At 40.9% G+C, this 18,892-nt stretch carries 21 protein-coding genes; 19 read left to right on the top strand and 2 right to left on the bottom strand.

Annotated features, from left to right (window positions below; genetic code table 11):
* A complete protein-coding gene (locus tag IRB79_RS20880; protein ID WP_221878222.1) occupies positions 1-969 on the bottom strand; it encodes an asparaginase in 969 nt (322 codons plus the stop codon).
* A gap of 131 nt (positions 970-1,100) precedes the next feature.
* On the opposite strand from IRB79_RS20880, the gene prsW reads away from it, so the two are divergent.
* The 9 genes from prsW (at position 1,101) to fni (ending at position 9,138) form a co-directional block, all read left to right on the top strand.
* Positions 1,101-1,790 (top strand): glutamic-type intramembrane protease PrsW, encoded by a 690-nt coding sequence (gene prsW / locus IRB79_RS20875; RefSeq protein WP_243504653.1) that lies wholly within the window; start codon positions 1,101-1,103, stop codon positions 1,788-1,790.
* Between the two features lie 125 nt (positions 1,791-1,915).
* Positions 1,916-2,755, top strand: a complete 840-nt coding sequence (sleB, locus tag IRB79_RS20870; protein ID WP_221878220.1) for a spore cortex-lytic enzyme — start codon at positions 1,916-1,918, stop codon at positions 2,753-2,755.
* Positions 2,756-2,769: 14 nt separating this feature from the next.
* The gene (ypeB, locus tag IRB79_RS20865; protein WP_243504650.1) at positions 2,770-4,119 is read left to right on the top strand and encodes a germination protein YpeB; all 1,350 of its coding nucleotides are present in this window, start codon (positions 2,770-2,772) and stop codon (positions 4,117-4,119) included.
* A 149-nt stretch (positions 4,120-4,268) separates the two neighbouring features.
* A complete protein-coding gene (locus tag IRB79_RS20860) occupies positions 4,269-4,928 on the top strand; it encodes a flagellar brake protein (RefSeq protein WP_243504649.1) in 660 nt (219 codons plus the stop codon).
* An 87-nt stretch (positions 4,929-5,015) separates the two neighbouring features.
* Positions 5,016-5,201: a YpfB family protein gene (locus IRB79_RS20855; RefSeq protein WP_431833396.1), complete on the top strand. Its 186-nt coding sequence runs from the start codon at positions 5,016-5,018 to the stop codon at positions 5,199-5,201.
* A gap of 190 nt (positions 5,202-5,391) precedes the next feature.
* On the top strand, positions 5,392-6,072 hold the full coding sequence (gene cmk / locus IRB79_RS20850) for a (d)CMP kinase (protein WP_243504647.1): 681 nt from the start codon (positions 5,392-5,394) through the stop codon (positions 6,070-6,072).
* Entirely contained in the window at positions 6,069-6,650 is a 582-nt protein-coding gene (locus tag IRB79_RS20845; protein ID WP_243504645.1) for a lysophospholipid acyltransferase family protein, read from the top strand. The genes cmk and IRB79_RS20845 overlap by 4 nt, the downstream gene beginning before the upstream one ends.
* Before the next feature lie 274 nt (positions 6,651-6,924).
* Positions 6,925-8,064, top strand: coding sequence for a 30S ribosomal protein S1 (gene rpsA / locus IRB79_RS20840; protein ID WP_243504643.1), 1,140 nt, complete (start codon positions 6,925-6,927; stop codon positions 8,062-8,064).
* Positions 8,065-8,076: 12 nt separating this feature from the next.
* Positions 8,077-9,138 (top strand): type 2 isopentenyl-diphosphate Delta-isomerase, encoded by a 1,062-nt coding sequence (gene fni, locus IRB79_RS20835; RefSeq protein ID WP_243504641.1) that lies wholly within the window; start codon positions 8,077-8,079, stop codon positions 9,136-9,138.
* Positions 9,139-9,641: 503 nt separating this feature from the next.
* On the opposite strand, the gene IRB79_RS20830 is transcribed toward fni, so the two are convergent.
* Positions 9,642-9,785 (bottom strand): YpzI family protein, encoded by a 144-nt coding sequence (locus IRB79_RS20830; protein ID WP_113884518.1) that lies wholly within the window; start codon positions 9,783-9,785, stop codon positions 9,642-9,644.
* Positions 9,786-9,932: 147 nt separating this feature from the next.
* Between IRB79_RS20830 and IRB79_RS20825 the strand changes: the two genes are divergently transcribed.
* From IRB79_RS20825 to folE, 10 genes are all read left to right on the top strand, one after another.
* Positions 9,933-10,541, top strand: a complete 609-nt coding sequence (locus IRB79_RS20825) for a YphA family membrane protein (protein WP_243504640.1) — start codon at positions 9,933-9,935, stop codon at positions 10,539-10,541.
* Positions 10,538-11,425 carry a YIEGIA family protein gene (locus IRB79_RS20820; RefSeq protein WP_243504638.1) on the top strand — a complete coding sequence of 296 codons (888 nt, stop codon included), beginning with the start codon at positions 10,538-10,540 and terminating at the stop codon, positions 11,423-11,425. The genes IRB79_RS20825 and IRB79_RS20820 overlap by 4 nt, the downstream gene beginning before the upstream one ends.
* 3 nt (positions 11,426-11,428) lie before the next feature.
* Positions 11,429-11,614 carry a capping complex subunit for YIEGIA gene (locus IRB79_RS20815; protein ID WP_243504637.1) on the top strand — a complete coding sequence of 62 codons (186 nt, stop codon included), beginning with the start codon at positions 11,429-11,431 and terminating at the stop codon, positions 11,612-11,614.
* 339 nt (positions 11,615-11,953) lie between these two features.
* Entirely contained in the window at positions 11,954-13,264 is a 1,311-nt protein-coding gene (der, locus tag IRB79_RS20810) for a ribosome biogenesis GTPase Der (RefSeq protein WP_243504635.1), read from the top strand.
* Positions 13,265-13,359: 95 nt separating this feature from the next.
* Positions 13,360-14,421, top strand: a complete 1,062-nt coding sequence (locus IRB79_RS20805) for an NAD(P)H-dependent glycerol-3-phosphate dehydrogenase (RefSeq protein WP_279401066.1) — start codon at positions 13,360-13,362, stop codon at positions 14,419-14,421.
* Between the two features lie 244 nt (positions 14,422-14,665).
* Complete coding sequence (locus IRB79_RS20800; protein WP_035330135.1) at positions 14,666-14,869, top strand: DUF2768 domain-containing protein; 204 nt, start codon at positions 14,666-14,668, stop codon at positions 14,867-14,869.
* A 25-nt stretch (positions 14,870-14,894) separates the two neighbouring features.
* Positions 14,895-15,608 (top strand): hypothetical protein, encoded by a 714-nt coding sequence (locus IRB79_RS20795; RefSeq protein WP_243504633.1) that lies wholly within the window; start codon positions 14,895-14,897, stop codon positions 15,606-15,608.
* A 351-nt stretch (positions 15,609-15,959) separates the two neighbouring features.
* A complete protein-coding gene (gene spoIVA, locus IRB79_RS20790; protein WP_243504631.1) occupies positions 15,960-17,438 on the top strand; it encodes a stage IV sporulation protein A in 1,479 nt (492 codons plus the stop codon).
* Positions 17,439-17,831: 393 nt separating this feature from the next.
* Entirely contained in the window at positions 17,832-18,104 is a 273-nt protein-coding gene (gene hbs / locus IRB79_RS20785; protein ID WP_009332755.1) for a non-specific DNA-binding protein Hbs, read from the top strand.
* Between the two features lie 217 nt (positions 18,105-18,321).
* Entirely contained in the window at positions 18,322-18,888 is a 567-nt protein-coding gene (gene folE / locus IRB79_RS20780) for a GTP cyclohydrolase I FolE (RefSeq protein WP_243504628.1), read from the top strand.
* Positions 18,889-18,892: the final 4 nt, after the last annotated feature.

The raw sequence follows: 18,892 nt of genomic DNA, 5'->3' as shown, positions 1-18,892 counted from the left end.
TTATATTTGAAAAATCTCTTCGATATTTTGCTGGGTTTCCAGTCCGATTAGCAGTTTAATTCTTGCTTTTTGCCCGTTTAGTCCATTCGAGAAAATAACACCCATGTCCTTTAGGTGTTTTCCGCCTCCGTCATAGCCATATACATCTTGAGCAATTCCATTGAAACATCGGGAAACCAATACAATCGGAATGTTCTTTTCTGTAAGAGCTTTAATGCCTTCGATTGTGGCTGGAGGCAAATTACCTTGTCCAAGTGCTTCAATCACAACTCCGTCAAAATCTAAATCACCTATCGCATAAAGCAGAGAAGAATCCATTCCGGCAAATGCTTTAATAAGTGTGACTTTTTTTACAATAGCATCTAAAGGATAATATTCTCTATTTGTGGGCGTGTTATGGAATAATACACCTCTCTTTGTCACTATTCCAATTGGTCCATACTGCGGGCTTTGGAAAGTAGATACATTGCTTGTGTGTGTCTTTGTCACATTCTCCGCAGTATGAATTTCATCATTTAAAACGACCAGAACCCCTTTGTCTTTTGCTTCTTCGCATGCAGCTACGCGAATGGAGGACATTAGGTTATATAGTCCGTCAGAGCCGATTTCATTACTTGATCTCATAGCACCTGTAACAACGATGGGAAGGGATGTTTTTACAGTCAGATCCAGGAAATAGGCTGTCTCTTCTAATGTATCTGTCCCATGGGTAATTACTACGCCGCTAATCTCTTCCTTTGCCAGGCTTTTTTCAATGATTTCCTTCAATTTAAGCATTTCTCTCGGTGTTATATGCGGTGAAGGGAGATGAAAAGGCTCTTCAACCAGTAATTCTGCAAGGGAAAGCAGTTCCTTTGTTTTTTCAGTTAATGGATTATTGTCTGTCGGCTTAACAGCACCAGTTGCTGCATCCTCACTCATTGAAATGGTGCCTCCGGTGTGTATAACAAGTATCTTTTTTTTCTCCATGTTAATCCCCCAATTTTAGGTTTGAATTAAAATATGATGCGAAATATTTGTTTTCCAATATTTGAATAATCATTTTAATTCTTTCTATATCATGATACGATTAAGAAAACAGATTGAAAAGAGGGCAGCTCATGCTGGGAATATTATCCGCTGGCATCGCGCCGGGGTTGGCACTATTAAGCTATTTTTATTTAAAAGATCAATATGAGTCTGAACCCATATCAATGGTTTTTAAAACTTTTTTGTTTGGTGCTTTGCTCGTGTTCCCCATCATGTTTATCCAGTATGTTTTAGAGACTGAAGGGGCGCTTCAGTCTAGTTTGATGGATGCATTTCTGTCCTCAAGCCTGCTGGAAGAATTCTTTAAATGGTTTATATTATTTTATACTATTTATCAGCATATAACATTTGATGAACCATATGATGGAATTGTGTATGGTGCTTCTGTGTCACTTGGCTTTGCCACTGCAGAAAATATCTTCTATCTCGTCGCGCTCGGTGTGGAACACGCTCTTGGAAGGGCCTTGCTTCCAGTTTCCAGTCATGCTCTCTTTGGTGTTATCATGGGCTATTATATAGGAAAAGGAAAATTCTCGGCAACCTCGACAAAAAAATGGATAGCCTTCTCGCTCTTTATACCTTTTCTCCTTCACGGTATTTACGACTACATCCTGATTTCCCTAAAACATTGGATTTTTATCATGTTTCCATTTATGATTTTCCTTTGGTGGCTGGGCTTAAGAAAAGTCAAAAAAGCAAGGGCACATAGCGTAAACCACATGAATAATCAATTTGATATACAGAAAACTCTCCATTCCTGATGGAGGGTTTTTTATTATGCCTAAAACCAACCTAAAGTAAAAAGACACAAGTTATTGAATAAAAAGCCAAGGACTACAAAAAATAGGGTCAATGAAAAAAGATTGACTTTTGGAGGTTAAAATCCATGAAAAAGAATTTTTTGGCAGGAAAGGTTCTACTCATAATCTCCCTTTGTGTTCTGGGAATTCCATTGAGCGGAAATATGGACAAAGCTAATGCCTTTTCGAACCAGGTTATCCAGCACGGAGCAGTGGGAGATGATGTAATCGAGCTTCAGTCCCGCCTGCAGTATTTAGGATTTTACAATGGGAAAATCGATGGAGTTTTTGGGTGGGGAACCTATTGGGCGCTTAGGAATTTTCAATATGAATTCGGACTTCCGATAGACGGGCTTGCTGGCCAGGAAACAAAAAACAAGCTTGTGAAAGCATCCAAATATAACGAGCAGTATGTGAAAGAACAAATCAATAAAGGCAATAAATTTACCCATTATGGCGGGGTGGACACTGAAAAGCAGACTAAGCCACAGCAAGGTGGATCTTCCGGGGGAACGGCACAGCAGCAGGAAGCTCCTAAAAAGCCAACTGCTGCAAATGTGCCTAACGGATTCTCAGAAAATGATATCCAGCTGATGGCCAATGCTGTTTATGGAGAATCAAGAGGGGAACCGTACACAGGCCAGGTGGCAGTTGCCGCAGTAATCTTAAACCGTGTAGACAGTGCTTCATTTCCAAACACTGTATCTGGTGTTATATTTGAGCCTCGTGCTTTTACTGCCGTTGCCGATGGACAGATATGGTTAACGCCGAATGATACGGCAAAAAAAGCTGTCCTTGATGCCATCAATGGATGGGATCCCACAGGCGAGGCACTGTATTACTTTAATCCGGATACAGCTACAAGCGGATGGATTTGGACACGGCCGCAAATCAAGCAGATTGGAAAACATATATTCTGTAAATAGAGGGGTGAATGATCATGCTTAGAGGAATTCTCATAGGCGTACTTGCACTGGGTGTTGCCGGTACAGCGTTTTGGGGCTATCAGGAACACCGGGAGAAAAATGCAATCCTAATTAATGCCGAAAATAATTATCAAAGGGCATTTCATGATTTAACTTACCAAATTGACCTATTGCATGACAAAATCGGAACAACCTTAGCGATGAATTCGAGAGCTTCTCTATCACCTGAATTGGCAGAAGTATGGAGATTGACTTCAGAAGCTCACTCAGATGTTGGCCAGCTGCCTCTCTCGCTTCTTCCTTTCAATAAAACAGAAGAGTTTCTATCCAATATCGGAGATTTCAGTTATCGGACAGCCGTAAGGGATTTGGAGAAGGAACCTTTATCGGATAAGGAATATCAAACGCTAAAGCAGCTCTATAAACAGTCGGCAGATGTTCAGCAGGATTTGCGCAAAGTTCAGCATATGGTGCTTGAAAAGAACTTACGGTGGATGGATGTAGAAATGGCGCTCGCTTCCAATGAGGAAGCTGCAGATAATACAATCATAGATGGATTTAAGACAGTGGAAAAAACGGTTGAAGGCTATGGAGAGACTGACTTTGGGCCTGCATTTGTAAATATGCAGAGGAAGGATGAAAATTACAAATATCTTAAGGGCAAAGAAATAACAGAAGAAGAAGCTGCACGAATAAGTCAGCAATATGCAAGGCTAGGAAATAATGTGAATATCAGAGTGACGGAAAACGGCAAAGGATCTGATTACGGGTTTTATAGTGTCAGTATTCAAAATAAAAAAACAAAAGAAGAAGCAAACATGGATATCACTAAGAAAGGCGGTTATCCAATCTGGTTTATACTGGATCGGGAAGTGGCGAAACAAAAAGTAAGCCTTAATGAAGCAAGCAATAATGCGGTTAAATTTCTGAAAGACAATGGCTTTAAGGACCTTGATTTATTTGAGAGTGCCCAGTATGACAATTTAGGGGTATTTACCTTTGTGTCCAATCAGGATGGCGTAAGAATTTATCCGGACTCCATTCGTGTGAAAGTTGCGCTTGACAATGGCAGAATGGCAGCCTTTTCAGCTGAGGATTATTTAAAAGCTCATCACCAGAGAGAAATTCCTGAGCCTGCAATTACTGCAGAAGAGGCAAGAGCCAAGGTGAATCCACAGCTGAAAGTCATGGAAGACAGACGGGCAATAATCATTAATGATTTAAATCAGGAAGTTTCCTGTTATGAATTTCTAGGCACATTGGGTGAAGATACCTACAGAATCTATATAAACTCAGAAACAGGACAGGAAGAAAAAGTAGAAAAGCTAAAAAATGCTGAACCAGTATTTGAAGATGTACTGTAGAGAAAGCCGGATAGGCTTTCTTTTTTTTGCTTTAAATACTATTTGGGTCTTTTTGCCCGAATCTTTCAAAAATGCTATTGCAGGATTCTTTTATACCGGTCATAATTAAATGACAAGATTATCCTTTTAATAATGGGAAGTGTGTCAGTGTGATAAATATTGGAGAGACATTGCTGCTGGAATTAACATACTCGGAAAAATCCGAGAAATATAAATGCAAGCTTGCTGAAAGAGAAGGAAATAATCTATATATTGATTATCCAATAAATCAGGAAACGAATAAAACTGCTTTCCTGCTCGATGGGACTCAGCTGAAGGCAACCTTTTTGGCTGAAGATGGGACGGTATATCTTTTCGAAAGCGAAGTTAAGGGAAGAGTTAAGCTGAAGATCCCGATGATGATTTTATCATATCCGGGGGACGAACATTTGGTGAAAATTCAGCGGCGTCAGTTTGTCCGGGTTGAAACACCTGTTGATGTTGCTATCCACCCGGAAAGTAATGAGTTTATTCCTTTTGTATCCGTTACGGATGATATTAGTGCGGGCGGAGCTGCAATTATCGCACAAACGAGCAGCTCTTTAAAAGCGAATATGCAAATACATACTTATTTCGTATTAGCTATGCAAAACGGAGATAATTATTATTTGCAGCTTAAAAGTAAAGTAATCAGAGTTTCTGAACCCCAAAATGGAAAATCGCTTATTTCTGTTCAGTTTATGGAGACAAGCCCCCAGGACAGGCAATTGCTTCTGCGCTTTTGTTTCGATAGGCAATTGGCCATGAAGAAAAAAGGCCTGGAAATATAAATGAAGGAATATTTTTTATAATCATCTCTCATAATAGATGGTGAAGTCTATTGGCTTATTCTTATATTACCAGTTGGAGAGATGGCAATGATGAAAACGGTGGAGAGGATTATTCTAAAGTTAATTTTTGTGCAATTTGTTTTCTTGCTGTTCACTCAATTTTTCTTTCATCATATGGATGCTTTTCCGGAATTAAAGCAGCTGACACAGTATGAGGGTGTTACAGATCAGAATTTTACTGAGCTGCTTGAAACGTTCAGGGAAAATTATTAGCAGGCAGGCGCCTGCTTATTTTTGTGCTGGCAGTTGTGTGAAAACGATTATTTATAAGTCTTTTAGGGGCTATTTTAAAAAATTTGCAAGACTTAAAAAACAGCTTAATTATGCACTGATGCAGACTTATTATGTTAAAATAAAGCTGAATGAACCTGGGGAAGAAGCGGCCAGGGGTACAGGAGGAACTATGAGCAAACGTATATCAATTGCAATTGACGGCCCAGCTGCTGCAGGGAAAAGTACAGTAGCAAAGATTGTGGCAGAAAAATTATCTTACATATATATTGATACTGGTGCCATGTATCGCGCCTTGACTTATAAAGCGATTCAGAAGAATGCAAGTCTTGAAGATGAAGCTTCTCTTATGGAGATTCTAAACAATACAGGTATTGAACTGCAGCCAGGCGAAAAAGGGCAATTAATTTATCTGGACGGGCAGGATGTGACAAATGAAATCAGGACTTCTGAAGTGACAAATTCTGTTTCTATAGTTTCCATGCATAAGCTGGTTAGAGAAGAAATGGTACTGCGCCAGCAAAGCTTTGCTTTAAATGGAGGAGTGGTAATGGATGGCCGGGATATCGGAACCCATGTCCTGCCCCATGCAGAAGTAAAGATTTTCCTTTTAGCCTCTGTCGATGAAAGAGCTGTAAGGCGACATAACGAAAATATCCAGAAGGGATATCCATCTGATCTTGAAAAGTTGAGGGAAGAAATTTCCTTAAGGGACAAACTGGACTCTGAGCGTGAAGTAGCTCCCTTAAAGAAAGCAGATGATGCAAAGGAGATTGATACAACTTCTTTGTCAATTGGACAGGTAGTCGATAAGATAATGGATCTGGCTATTGAAAGGATTGGTTCAAAGTGAATCTCTATTCTTTTGCCAAAGCAGCAGTCTATGGAGTTCTAAAACCCATATACAGATTTGAAGTAATTGGGAAGGAGAACTTTCCTGCTGAAGGGGGCGTCCTTTTATGCTCCAATCATATAGATAATCTCGATCCTCCGGTAGTCGGCATTAATGCTCCAAGGCCAGTTTATTTTATGGCCAAAGAAGAGCTTTTTAATGTACCGGTTCTGGGGAAAATTCTTCCCGATCTAAACGCATTTCCTGTCAAGAGAGGAATGAGTGACAGGGAGGCATTAAGAAGAGGGCTTGGAATCTTAAAAGAAGGTAATGTTTTAGGGCTGTTTCCAGAGGGTACTAGAAGTAAAACGGGGCAGCTGGGGAAAGGACTGGCGGGTGCAGGTTTTTTTGCTCTCAGGTCAGAAGCGCATGTCGTTCCCTGCGCCATTATTGGCCCTTATAAAGCTTTTTCAAAATTAAAAGTTGTTTACGGTAAACCAATTGATATGAAAGAGCTAAGGGAAAGAAAGGCTTCGGCGGAGGAAACCACCGAATTGATTATGTCAGAAATACGTAAATTAATTGAAGATTATTCATAGACCTTCCCGCTTGACAAAAAACTTCTTTTGTAAGAAGTTAGTAAAAAGGCATTTTTTAAAAAGGCGAAAATATTCGAAAAATTAGGCTGTCCTTTACTGAACAATTTTTATATGAGGGCAGAAAGAGACATTCAACAACAGTTGAAAAAAAGCCTGCAAAATAAATAGCCATTCGAGTATTTCTGCTGCTGACACAGGGTTCTTGCCTGGATGGCAGGCAGTTGAATACAGATTAAAAATTTGAAAGCAGCCATTGGATTAAGGAGGAATACATATGTCAGAGGAAATGAATCAAGTAGAAGTTAAAAATTTTGAGGTGGGTGACAAGGTAAAAGGCCAAGTTACCAAAGTTGAAGAAAAGCAAGTCATTGTTGACCTTGCTGACAGCAAATTGGATGGGATTATCCCAATTAGCGAGCTTTCAAGCCTTCATATTGAAAAAGCAAGCGATGCGGTTTCAGAAGGAGATGAGCTCGAGCTTGAAGTTTTAAAAGTGGAGGAAGAAGCCCTTATTCTTTCTAAACGAAAAGTTGATGCCGGGAAATCCTGGGAAACCCTTGAAAAGAAATTCAATGAGGGTGAAGTTTTTGAAGCAGAAATAAAAGATGTTGTTAAAGGCGGCTTAGTAGTAGACTTGGGTGTGCGCGGATTTGTTCCTGCTTCCCTGGTTGAAGCTCACTTTGTTGAGGACTTTACTGATTATAAAGGCAAAACGATGACATTTAAAATTGTAGAGCTTGATAAAGATAAAAATCGCCTGATTCTTTCTCACCGTGCTGTAATAGAGGAAGAAAAAGGAAAACAGAAACACCAAGTGCTTGAATCCCTTCAGGCAGGTCAGGTTTTGGATGGAACAGTTCAAAGAATTACTGACTTTGGAGCATTTGTTGATATCGGCGGGATCGATGGTCTTGTCCATATTTCCCAGCTTTCTTATGAGCATGTAGAGAAGCCTTCAGATGTTGTGGAAGAAGGCCAAAAAGTGAAAGTGAAGGTTTTAAGTGTAGACCGGGATAATGAACGCATCTCACTTTCCATTAAGGAGACTTTGCCAGGGCCATGGGATAATATCAGTGAAAAGGCTCCTAAAGGAAGCACTCTTGAAGGAACAGTAAAAAGACTTGTGTCTTATGGAGCATTTGTTGAAGTTTTTCCAGGTGTGGAAGGCCTTGTCCATATTTCTCAAATTGCGCATAAGCATATTGGAACTCCTCACGAAGTATTGAGCGAAGGACAGGAAATAAAAGTAAAGGTTCTTGATGTGAACGAACAGGACCAGCGCCTGTCACTGAGCATCAAAGATCTTCTTGAAAAAGAACAGGAAGAAGTGACTGACTATGAACTTCCTGAAGAAAATAAAGGCTTCTCGCTTGGTGATATGATAGGCGACCAGCTAAAGAATTTAAAAAAGTAATGGTGATAAATTTTGTCTAGATCAAAACGTAAATGGGATCATATCCAGCATGCTTTGGCAACGGGCCAAAACAGCAATACCGGTTTAGAGGATATTGCATTTATTCATCAAAGTCTTCCTGATGCGTTTCTTGATCAGGCTGATTTAGGCACTTCAATTGGCGAACTTTCATTAAGTTCGCCAATTTTTATAAATGCCATGACAGGGGGAGGAGGAGAAAGAACGGTTCAAATTAACCGGGATCTCGCCCTGGCTGCCAGATCAACAGGCCTTGCTATGGCAGTAGGGTCTCAAATGTCTGCACTGAAGGATCCAAGTGAAGCAGAATCCTACAGGGTTGTCAGGAGAGAAAACCCCGGTGGAATAATCTTTGGCAACTTAGGCAGCGAAGCTACAATCGATCAGGCAAAAGCAGCGGTTGATATGATTGAAGCAGATGCATTGCAAATTCATTTAAATGTTGTCCAGGAATTGACCATGCCTGAAGGTGACCGTGATTTTCGGGGTGCCTTAAAAAGAATTGAAAATATCGTCTCCCATTCTGAAGTTCCAGTAGTTGTAAAAGAAGTGGGATTTGGCATAAATAAAGAAACAGTTTCAATGCTTGCATCAGCCGGTGTTACAGCAATCGATATTGGCGGATTTGGCGGAACGAATTTCTCCCGCATAGAAAATGCAAGAAGAGAGAGACTGTTAACGTTTTTCAATGAGTGGGGAATCCCGACAGCTGTCTCCATTGCAGAAGCTGCATCTTTGGAAAAAGATATTGTTGTCATAGCTTCGGGGGGCATCCAGACAAGCCATGAAATAGCTAAGGCAATTGCTCTTGGTGCAGGAGCTGCAGGGATGGCGGGATACTTTTTGAAAGTTCTCATGAAAGAAGGACTTGAAGCACTCATTGAAGAGATTAACAATATGAATACCGAATTGAAAGTGATCATGACTGCCTTGGGGGCAGCAAACATCGCCCAGCTTCAGCAGGCTCCAATTATCATAACTGAAAGGACCCATCATTGGCTGAATGAACGTGGCATTGATACAAAGGCATATTCCCAGCGGATAATACAAAAGTAAAGCTCTCGTCAAATGACGAGAGCTATTTTTTTGCCTTCAAGAGAAAGTATATATTAAATTTTGAACATCGATAACTGTCTAGCTCCACAAGGAACGCTTCGACAGCCTAATCATCGCACGATTAAAAGCGTTAGCTTTTAAGAGGAGCGTCTACCCCCTCGAGGTCACAAGCTTGTCCAGTTTCGGCTCCTAGGGACTCGAGACATAAGCCAATCCCTTCCAGAAGGAAAGAACACCTTCTTGCAGGGCTCGTCTTATGCTGGTCGTCCCTGGGCAGTCGCCTCCACATTTCGGGCAAGCCTCCCAAAAAGGCAAAAAACGCCTTTCCAGCAGGCTCGTCTTGTGCTTGAGGCCCACAGGACAAGGAAGGCTTCGTCAGCCTAATCATCGCACGACCAAAAGCGGCAGCTTTTGGGAGGATGTGGGTCATGCAGACGTTGCCACAGGACGTGGCGTTCTTAGTCTGCGTTCCTTTGTGAGCAAGGCGCTTCCGCTTTTCTTTTTTAACTGTATTTTGAATCATTCAAAGATCTGGCTTCTTCGGGACTCTGCATCTTGGCAGCTCCAGGATAATGAAGTGCCTGGTCGCGATCGGATTCCACTTTTCCGCTATTTTTAAGTTTTTTTTCCTGTCTGTCTTTGCCCATATTAAACACCTCCATGTTATTAAGATGAAATGAGTGCAAAAGAATTATGCAAAAAGATAACTTTGATTCCAAAGGAATTATCCTTTTGAAGTTGCAGGGTTATTTTACATACGAAAAAGCCATAATGGAAATGATAGGAGGTAGAGGATGGAAGGATTAATTTTCTATTGGATTTCCTGGATGGTTTGGATTATGGCGACTTTTTTTATGGATCGAAATAATAAATACAGGTTTCTATTGTCTGCCTGGATTTTATTCTTCATTATGCTGTCACCCTGGACACTTAAAATCTTCAATGTTGAAACTAGTATCGGTGGCCTTTTTTTGATTATATCTTTATATATTTTTGCTGGGAGATTAAAAAAACTGAGTAAATTTTATTTCCTTTTTTGTGCTTTCATCCTGATGATGGCCTATGTCACATTTCATCTGTTTGAACTGTTTGATCCTGTTTGGGTAATATTCTCCCGGAATTGGATGCTGTCAGTCCTTCTTGTTTATATGGCAGTTCTCCTGCAAAAAAACAGAATGCTCAGACTGCCTTTAATATTGCTCGGGGGCATCCAGGGAGAAGTTCTATATGCGCTTATTCTTAAACAATTTTCCTTTCCGTACACTATTGGATCATTGGCCTTTCTGGATATCATGGCAATCTCTGTTTCCATATCGGCCGTATGGATTGCAGGGCAATGGGCCGTCAAATATATTGAAGCCAACTTTAAACATTTCGAAAGGGAGAAACAAAAATTATCATGAGCGAATATACGTACCCGATACTTTTTGGTCTGGCAGCTGGAACTTTGACCCGTATTTATATGCTGCGGACCGATTACCGGCAATATCCTACATACTTACATGGAAAGATTATACACGTTGCATTGGGATTCATTGCTGCTGGTCTGGGAACGGTGGCCATTCCTTCAATAATGGAGGAAGAATTCACAGCCATTACCTTTCTGACCCTTGCTGCATCCCAGTTTAGGGAAGTCAGAAACATGGAGAGAAACACGCTTACTGAACTGGACAGCTACGAAATGGTTCCCAGAGGCAAAACGTATATAGAAGGTGTGGCGATCGCCTTCGAAAGCAGAAATTATCTTGTGATTTTCACATCTTTTTTAAGTACGCTTGGCTATCTGGTATTTAATATATGGGGAGGGCTTGCGGCAGCCATTCTGGCCGTGCTTATTTCCAAGAAATTAATGTCAGGGGGAAGGCTGAAGGAAATCGTTGAAGTTGAGTTTGTGGAGCCGCGATTTGATGGAGCGGGCTTGTATGTGGACAATATTTATATCATGAATATAGGTTTGCCCGAAAGACAAGAGGAAGTGCTGCGATATGGGATGGGATTTATTTTAAAACCTAAAAATTTCAATGCCCGCTCCACCATTGCCAATCTTGGGCAGAGGCAGGCTATATTGCATGATGTTTCTACTGCTTTGGGTGTTTACCGGGATTCCGGGACTCCTGCGCTTGTTCCGCTTGCGAAAAGGGACCTGGATGATGGGCGTGTTGGGGTATTTGTATTGCCGCAGGAAAAGAATATCAATAAAGCCATAAAAATCATCGAAGCGGTTCCAACACTCGAAAACGCGATTAGGATGCCTACTGAACGGCAAACGAATGGGAAAGGAAGTTAGCGTATGGTGCTTGAAAAATTCATACTGGCTGCAATTACAACAAATCCATCCAAGATACCATCAGGAACCGCCGTATTTCATTGTGAAGATAAAAAAGAAATGCAAATCATCGCAGCCAATCTTGAAGCAATTCTTGACGGTATTGCCCATGCTTTAACAGAAGAACTATATGTAATTGTTAAGCATTAATGAGGCTTCCAAGTTTTTATAAATCAGAAATTATATCTTTGAACTTCGATAACTGTCTAGCTCCAGGCGCAATCGGCTCGAGGTCATAAGCCGATAAGCGGGCGCCTTCCGCTTTTTCTATTGCTAGGAAGGTTTCTCTTTGTTAAAATATCTAAGTTAGACCCTTCTATCTTTGAGAAGGGTTTATTTTATAAATGTACAGCTGTTTGGATGGTTTTAACATCAATGTAGTGTTATTGTGGACAGCCATCTGTATGCTTACTTAAGGTAAAGGCATTTCTGGAACATAGATGGGATGTTTAAACAATTTAAGAATAAAGAATTGAAAGGGTGATGTTCATGGCAAAACCAGTGGTGGCTATTGTCGGGCGTCCTAACGTTGGAAAATCAACGATATTTAACAGAATTGTAGGAGAACGGATATCCATTGTCGAAGATATTCCGGGAGTGACAAGGGACAGGATTTATAGTTCGGCAGAATGGCTGACTCATGATTTTAATATTATTGACACAGGCGGAATTGATATTGGGGACGAGCCATTTTTAGAGCAAATTCGCCTTCAGGCAGAAATTGCGATAGATGAAGCAGATGTTATCATTTTTCTTGTAAACGGGCGAGAGGGTGTTACCTCTGCAGACGAGGAAGTTGCCAAAATTTTATATAAAGCCAAAAAGCCTGTAGTACTTGGGGTAAATAAAATCGATAACCCTGAGATGCGGGATTTAATTTATGACTTTTATGCACTTGGCTTTGGTGAACCATTTCCTATTTCAGGTTCTCATGGGCTTGGTCTTGGAGACTTGCTTGATGAAGCAGCCAAGCATTTCCCGAAACATGGCCAAACTGAATATGGAGAAGATGTCATTAAGTTTTCATTAATTGGGCGCCCGAATGTCGGGAAATCCTCTCTTGTAAATGCAATGCTTGGCGAAGAACGGGTCATTGTCAGCAATATCGCAGGCACCACGAGAGATGCTATCGACTCGAAGGTGAAAGTTGATGGACAGGAATATGTCATCATCGATACTGCAGGAATGCGAAAAAAAGGGAAAGTCTATGAAACAACAGAAAAATACAGTGTACTGAGAGCTTTGCGGGCAATCGAACGCTCTGATGTTGTCTTAGTGGTCATCGATGGGGAAGAAGGAATCATCGAGCAGGACAAGCGCATTGCCGGTTATGCTCATGAAGCAGGCAGAGCTGTTGTTATTGTTGTCAATAAGTGGGATGCTGTTGAAAAAGATGAGAGAACAATGAAGGCTTTTGAACAAAATATCCGTGAGCATTTTCAATTCCTTGATTATGCACCAATTGTTTTCCTTTCAGCTAAAACGAAAAAGCGTATTCACACCCTAATCCCAATGATTAACACAGCCAGTGAAAACCATGCTCTGCGTGTTGAAACAAGCGTCCTCAATGATGTCGTCATGGATGCTGTTGCGATGAATCCGACACCTACAGATAAAGGAAGACGCCTAAGAATTTATTATACAACACAGGTTGCTGTGAAGCCGCCGACATTTGTTGTGTTTGTTAATGATCCTGAACTTCTTCATTTTTCATATGAACGTTTCCTGGAAAACAGAATTAGAGACGCTTTTGGCTTTGAAGGCACACCTATTAAGATATTTGCAAGGGAAAGAAAATAATGCGATGACGCCAGCCAGAAAGCTTTATTGTTGTCTGGCAGGGAGAATCGGATGAATTTTTGATGCATCCAAATACATTAAAAGGCAGTGATCAAATGGAGCGGAAAATAGAAAGTGTAGCTGTAGCAGGTGCCGGCAGCTGGGGTACTGCCCTGGCGATGGTGCTTGCGGATAATGGGCATGACGTCAGACTGTGGGGCCATAATCCTGATCAGATAGCGGAAATCAATAAGCAGCATATGAATCAAAAATATTTATCAGGGATACATCTGCCTGAAGGAATAAGAGGATACACTTCGCTTGAAGAGGCTTTAACCGGAACAGACACTTTGATTTTGGCAGTGCCGACAAAGGCCATTCGTGAAGTAATCGGCAAGATCAAGGGAATTAGAAAAGAGCCCCTTACCATTGTACATGTAAGTAAAGGCATTGAACCTGATTCACTTCTCCGGATTTCTGAAATGATTGAAGAAGAAATGCCAGTAAATCTTCTGGATAGTGTAGTGGTACTCTCTGGCCCAAGCCATGCAGAAGAAGTTAGTCTGCGGCATCCAACTACTGTTACGGTATCATCAAAAAATATGGACGCTGCCGAAAAGGTTCAGGATTTGTTTATCAATAACAATTTCAGAGTATATACAAACCCGGATATCATTGGAGTGGAAATTGGCGGTGCTTTAAAAAATATTATTGCCCTTGCAGCTGGAATTACAGATGGCTTAGGTTATGGAGACAATGCAAAGGCAGCCCTGATAACCAGAGGTCTTGCTGAAATTGCCCGTCTCGGTATGAAGATGGGGGCAAGCCCGCTTACTTTCTCTGGATTAGCGGGAATCGGTGATTTGATCGTTACATGCACTTCTGTCCATTCACGCAATTGGCGAGCAGGCAACCTTCTTGGACAGGGCCATAATCTGCAGGAAGTCCTTGATAATATGGGCATGGTCGTAGAAGGAGTCAGGACAACAAAGGCAGCGCATCAGCTGGCTCAAAAATATGACGTGAAAATGCCGATTACCACTGTCCTGTATGATGTTCTTTTTAATAATGTTAATGCGAAGGATGCTGTTGATCTTCTGATGGCAAGAGGAAAAACACATGAGATGGAAGATCTTGCGAACGTTTTGGAAGATCAAAGCGGGAATAAAAAGAATTGAAATGTTTATTAATTGAAAAATATAGGCATTAGATGATGCGAGACAGCAGGTTCCTGCATACAATGCAACGAAGCAAACTAGTGTAATGAACAGGGTGCTGGGTTATTTAGTCAAATGGCTGAGGTAAAGAATTGCCCCTTCTTTGCCTCAGTTTTTTTGTGCTTAATTTTTTTCGTAATGAAAAGCTTTTAGATTTATTCATTTAATATGTTATAATACATTTCGGAAAAGGGAGTTGATTTGTATGTCGCCGGCTTTAATGAAAATGTGGATATCCCTTGCTTCAATGGGATTTATGTTTTTATCTATAATATTAATTTATCTTAGCCGCTACAAGCTGAAAGCTGGAGTTTTTAAGGTTATAACAGCCATTGTTGCCTACTTTTTAATGATAATAAGCGGGATTATTATAGTGATTGTCGTGTTCAGCGGTCCGACAAGCAGCTAGCACTTTTACATAAAGGGTTGATTAAATGAAAAAAGCTTTTAACATGTTTTTGCTTTTGTTGAGCGGTGCTTTGATTCTGACGGGCTGTATGTATCCTGAAGAGAAATTATCGCAAAATCAGATAGCCTACAAGGATCAGCTCCAGTCTGTCCAGTCGGCAGTGGACCAATATCGGGAAGCAAATGGCGGCCTTCTGCCGATTAAAACCAAGGATCAGACAACCCCTATTTATCAAAAGTATCCAATTGACTTTAAGAAAATTGCCCCGGAATATATGGCAGAGCCGCCTGGGAATGCCTTTGAATCAGGCGGAGTTTTTCAATATGTGATCGTTGATGCAGAAACAGATCCGAAAGTGAAGATTTTTGATTTAAGAATTGCTGAAACCATTAGAGATATTAACCTGAGGGTTAAGGCACATGGGTTCCCGCCATATAAAGAGCAGATTGCTGAAAATGTCTTTACAATGGATTTCAAAAAATTAGGGTTTAAGGAAGAACCTCAAGCCCTCAGTCCATACAGCGGCCAGAGCCTCCCGTATGTCGTTACCGGCAATGCAGAGGTATATGTGGATTATCGGGCTGATTTATATCAGGCATTGGAAAGTAAGGAAAACAAGCCTAAACCTGGAGAAGATATTAGAGATCTTCTTGTGGAGGATTCTGATTTTGTTCCCGCCTATTCTCTGCCTTATACAATTGATCCCGGCACGAATGATCCAATCTTTTTGGTGAAATAGTCATAACCCTTCTCCTGCAAAATATATTGTAGGAGAAGGGTTATTTTTTTATATACTTTTATAACCACTCTTCAACTATTGACTATAAGCATAAAGGTAAAGAAATAAAGAAGTAAGGGGAGTTAGTAAATAAAAAAGGAAATTTGGGATGGTCAGCTGTCCGTTTCAGACTGTCATAGGATTGCCGATTTCCAGCTGGGCTGGCAGGTGCAGTGCACATTCCTGATAGGGGGGTAAAAATTTAAAAAAACTGTCATAACAATGTAGGACAACATCATACACATATAATGTCCAAACATAATAGATAGGATAATATTATCCCATTAACTCAAGATTTCAGGAGGGGATCACTTGGAAAAGGTTGATATTTTTAAAGATATTGCCGAAAGAACTGGCGGCGATATATATTTTGGAGTAGTTGGCGCAGTTCGCACAGGCAAATCTACATTTATAAAAAAGTTTATGGAACTAGTTGTTCTGCCAAATATGGAGAATGAAGCAGAGCGTGCCCGCACACAGGATGAGCTTCCTCAAAGTGCTGCCGGCAAGACAATTATGACAACAGAACCGAAATTTGTCCCTAACCAGGCTGCTACAGTACATGTTGCAGAAGGGCTGGATGTAAATATCAGGCTCGTGGACTGTGTGGGATATACAGTACCGGGGGCGAAGGGCTATGAAGACGAAAACGGCCCGAGAATGATCAATACACCTTGGTATGAAGAGCCGATTCCTTTTCATGAAGCTGCTGAAATAGGAACAAGAAAGGTGATTCAGGAGCATTCAACTATCGGAGTGGTGATTACAACTGACGGAACAATTGGAGAAATCCCGCGGGCGAATTACCTGGAAGCCGAAGAAAGGGTTATTGAAGAGTTAAAGGAAGTTGGCAAGCCATTTATCATGATCATTAACAGTGTCCAGCCTCACCACCCAAATACGGATGCACTGAGAAATAATCTCGCTGAAAAATACGATATCCCTGTCCTGGCCATGAGTGTTGAGGGCATGAGGGAATCAGATGTACTAAACGTTATGCGTGAAGCTCTTTATGAGTTTCCGGTACTGGAAGTCAATGTAAATCTTCCGAGCTGGGTAATGGTGCTGCGTGAAGATCACTGGCTTCGTGAAAGCTATCAGGAAGCTGTTAAAGAAACGGTTAAGGATATAAAGAGGCTAAGAGATGTTGACCGTGTGGTCCATCAATTCAGCGACTTTGAATTCATTGACCGGGCAGGCCTTGCAGGAATTGAAATGGGGCAGGGAGTAGCCGAAATTGACTTATATGCGCCAGACGATCTTTACGATGAGGTCCTTAAAGAGATAGTGGGTGTTGAAATCCGCGGAAAAGACCACTTGCTCGAGCTTATGCAGGAATTTGCCCATGCTAAAGCAGAGTATGACCAAATTTCCGATGCACTGAGAATGGTGAAGCAAACCGGCTACGGCATTGCTGCTCCTTCGCTTGCTGATATGAGCCTCGATGAACCGGAGATTACACGCCATGGATCTCGCTTTGGTGTAAGACTAAAAGCCGTTGCTCCATCCATTCATATGATTAAAGTAGATGTGGAATCTGAATTCTCACCTATCATCGGAACAGAAAAGCAAAGTGAAGAACTTGTCCGCTACCTGATGCAGGACTTTGAAGACGATCCGCTTTCAATCTGGAACTCCGACATCTTTGGACGCAGCCTAAGCTCCATCGTAAGAGAAGGAATTCAGGCCAAACTCTCCCTAATGCCTGAAAATGCAAGATACAAACTGAAAGAAACATTAGAAAGAATCATCAACGAAGGCTCTGGCGGATTAATTGCTATAATTCTTTAATGAAGGCTCCTTTTGGAGTCTTTTTTTATTTTTTATCCTGCGGTTTCTATAATAGTGTTTTAAAACGCTCCATTAGGGTAATAAAAACAGGTCAACTTATTACAAATATGTTGCAAAGAAGAAAAGATTCCCATTAAATAATGAAATATTCTTGATAACAGCATTTGATTGTGATAATCTTTTAACAGAATTACCGTTATGGTGGCCAAAACCCTTATATTTAAAGGGTTTATAATGATTTTTGGATTGAAAAATTTCAATTTATCATTTATTATAAGGCTTGTTAAACAAAAAAACGCCATAACGTATAGAATTCAGTAATTTTGTTTACAAATGTATGTAAGGAATCTTATTTTACTGGGTTTTATCCATATTTGGGAGGAGGTGAAAGGCATGAACAAAACAGAACTAATTAACGCAGTTGCTGAAGCTGGCGAACTTTCTAAAAAAGACGCGACTAAAGCAGTTGATGCTGTTTTCGATACAATCCTTGATGCTTTGAAAAATGGTGATAAGGTACAACTAATCGGTTTCGGTAACTTTGAAGTTCGCGAGCGTGCTGCCCGTAAAGGACGCAACCCGCAAACTGGCGAAGAAATCGAAATCGCTGCAAGCAAAGTTCCTGCTTTCAAACCAGGTAAAGCGCTTAAAGATGCAGTTAAATAATCTACATACAAGTGCTTAAAGCTTATGCTTGAGCTAAAAACCGCGAATATTCGCGGTTTTTTCTTTTTTATCCGATCTGAAATCGTGCTGACCACAGGGGAAAGAGCAGTTTATTTATATTAGTGAAAGACACGGAAGTTTCGTTTTGCCTGAATGAAAGGGTTATGCTAATATGAACATATTATTACCACAGTGTTAATACATAGGAGGCATAATTATGGCAGAAGTAAATCGTGCCCAGATAGAAGATGCGGTGCGTTTAATATTAGAGGCAATCGGTGAAGACCCGAATCGTGAAGGGCTTCTTGATACGCCAAAGCGAGTCGCAAAAATGTATGAAGAAGTTTTTATGGGGCTTAACCAGGATCCTAAAGAATACTTTGAAACAGTATTTGGCGAAGATCATGAAGAACTTGTTTTAGTTAAAGATATTCCATTTTACTCTATGTGTGAACATCACCTTGTGCCTTTCTTTGGTGTTGCTCATGTAGCTTACATCCCGAGGGGCGGCAGAGTAACAGGTTTAAGCAAACTTGCCAGAGCGCTAGAGGCAGTTGCAAAGCGTCCTCAGCTTCAGGAACGCATTACATCTACTGTAGCAAATTCCATCCTGGAAAAGCTTGAGCCCCATGGTGTAATGGTCGTTGTAGAAGCGGAACATATGTGCATGACAATGCGCGGTGTTAAAAAACCTGGTTCAAAAACGGTGACATCAGCAGTAAGAGGCGTGTTTGCAGAGGATGCAAGAGCACGGGCTGAAGTCCTTTCGCTGATTAAACAATAAAAAT

Source organism: Cytobacillus oceanisediminis (assembly GCF_022811925.1).
GTDB lineage: Bacteria > Bacillota > Bacilli > Bacillales > Cytobacillaceae > Cytobacillus > Cytobacillus oceanisediminis_D.
This window is presented reverse-complemented; position numbering and strand designations above follow the sequence as displayed.

What these genes read in the sequence shown, in the direction of transcription:
- IRB79_RS20820 (WP_243504638.1), top strand. Translation starts at nt 10,538, where the DNA reads ATGAGCGAATATACGTACCCGATACTTTTTGGTCTGGCAGCTGGAACT.
- cmk (WP_243504647.1), top strand. Translation starts at nt 5,392, where the DNA reads ATGAGCAAACGTATATCAATTGCAATTGACGGCCCAGCTGCTGCAGGG.
- rpsA (WP_243504643.1), top strand. Translation starts at nt 6,925, where the DNA reads ATGTCAGAGGAAATGAATCAAGTAGAAGTTAAAAATTTTGAGGTGGGT.
- hbs (WP_009332755.1), top strand. Translation starts at nt 17,832, where the DNA reads ATGAACAAAACAGAACTAATTAACGCAGTTGCTGAAGCTGGCGAACTT.
- IRB79_RS20800 (WP_035330135.1), top strand. Translation starts at nt 14,666, where the DNA reads ATGTCGCCGGCTTTAATGAAAATGTGGATATCCCTTGCTTCAATGGGA.
- IRB79_RS20825 (WP_243504640.1), top strand. Translation starts at nt 9,933, where the DNA reads ATGGAAGGATTAATTTTCTATTGGATTTCCTGGATGGTTTGGATTATG.
- IRB79_RS20830 (WP_113884518.1), bottom strand. Translation starts at nt 9,785, where the DNA reads ATGGGCAAAGACAGACAGGAAAAAAAACTTAAAAATAGCGGAAAAGTG.
- ypeB (WP_243504650.1), top strand. Translation starts at nt 2,770, where the DNA reads ATGCTTAGAGGAATTCTCATAGGCGTACTTGCACTGGGTGTTGCCGGT.
- IRB79_RS20880 (WP_221878222.1), bottom strand. Translation starts at nt 969, where the DNA reads ATGGAGAAAAAAAAGATACTTGTTATACACACCGGAGGCACCATTTCA.
- folE (WP_243504628.1), top strand. Translation starts at nt 18,322, where the DNA reads ATGGCAGAAGTAAATCGTGCCCAGATAGAAGATGCGGTGCGTTTAATA.
- IRB79_RS20795 (WP_243504633.1), top strand. Translation starts at nt 14,895, where the DNA reads ATGAAAAAAGCTTTTAACATGTTTTTGCTTTTGTTGAGCGGTGCTTTG.
- prsW (WP_243504653.1), top strand. Translation starts at nt 1,101, where the DNA reads ATGCTGGGAATATTATCCGCTGGCATCGCGCCGGGGTTGGCACTATTA.
- IRB79_RS20815 (WP_243504637.1), top strand. Translation starts at nt 11,429, where the DNA reads ATGGTGCTTGAAAAATTCATACTGGCTGCAATTACAACAAATCCATCC.
- IRB79_RS20855 (WP_431833396.1), top strand. Translation starts at nt 5,016, where the DNA reads ATGATGAAAACGGTGGAGAGGATTATTCTAAAGTTAATTTTTGTGCAA.
- sleB (WP_221878220.1), top strand. Translation starts at nt 1,916, where the DNA reads ATGAAAAAGAATTTTTTGGCAGGAAAGGTTCTACTCATAATCTCCCTT.
- IRB79_RS20805 (WP_279401066.1), top strand. Translation starts at nt 13,360, where the DNA reads ATGGAGCGGAAAATAGAAAGTGTAGCTGTAGCAGGTGCCGGCAGCTGG.
- der (WP_243504635.1), top strand. Translation starts at nt 11,954, where the DNA reads ATGGCAAAACCAGTGGTGGCTATTGTCGGGCGTCCTAACGTTGGAAAA.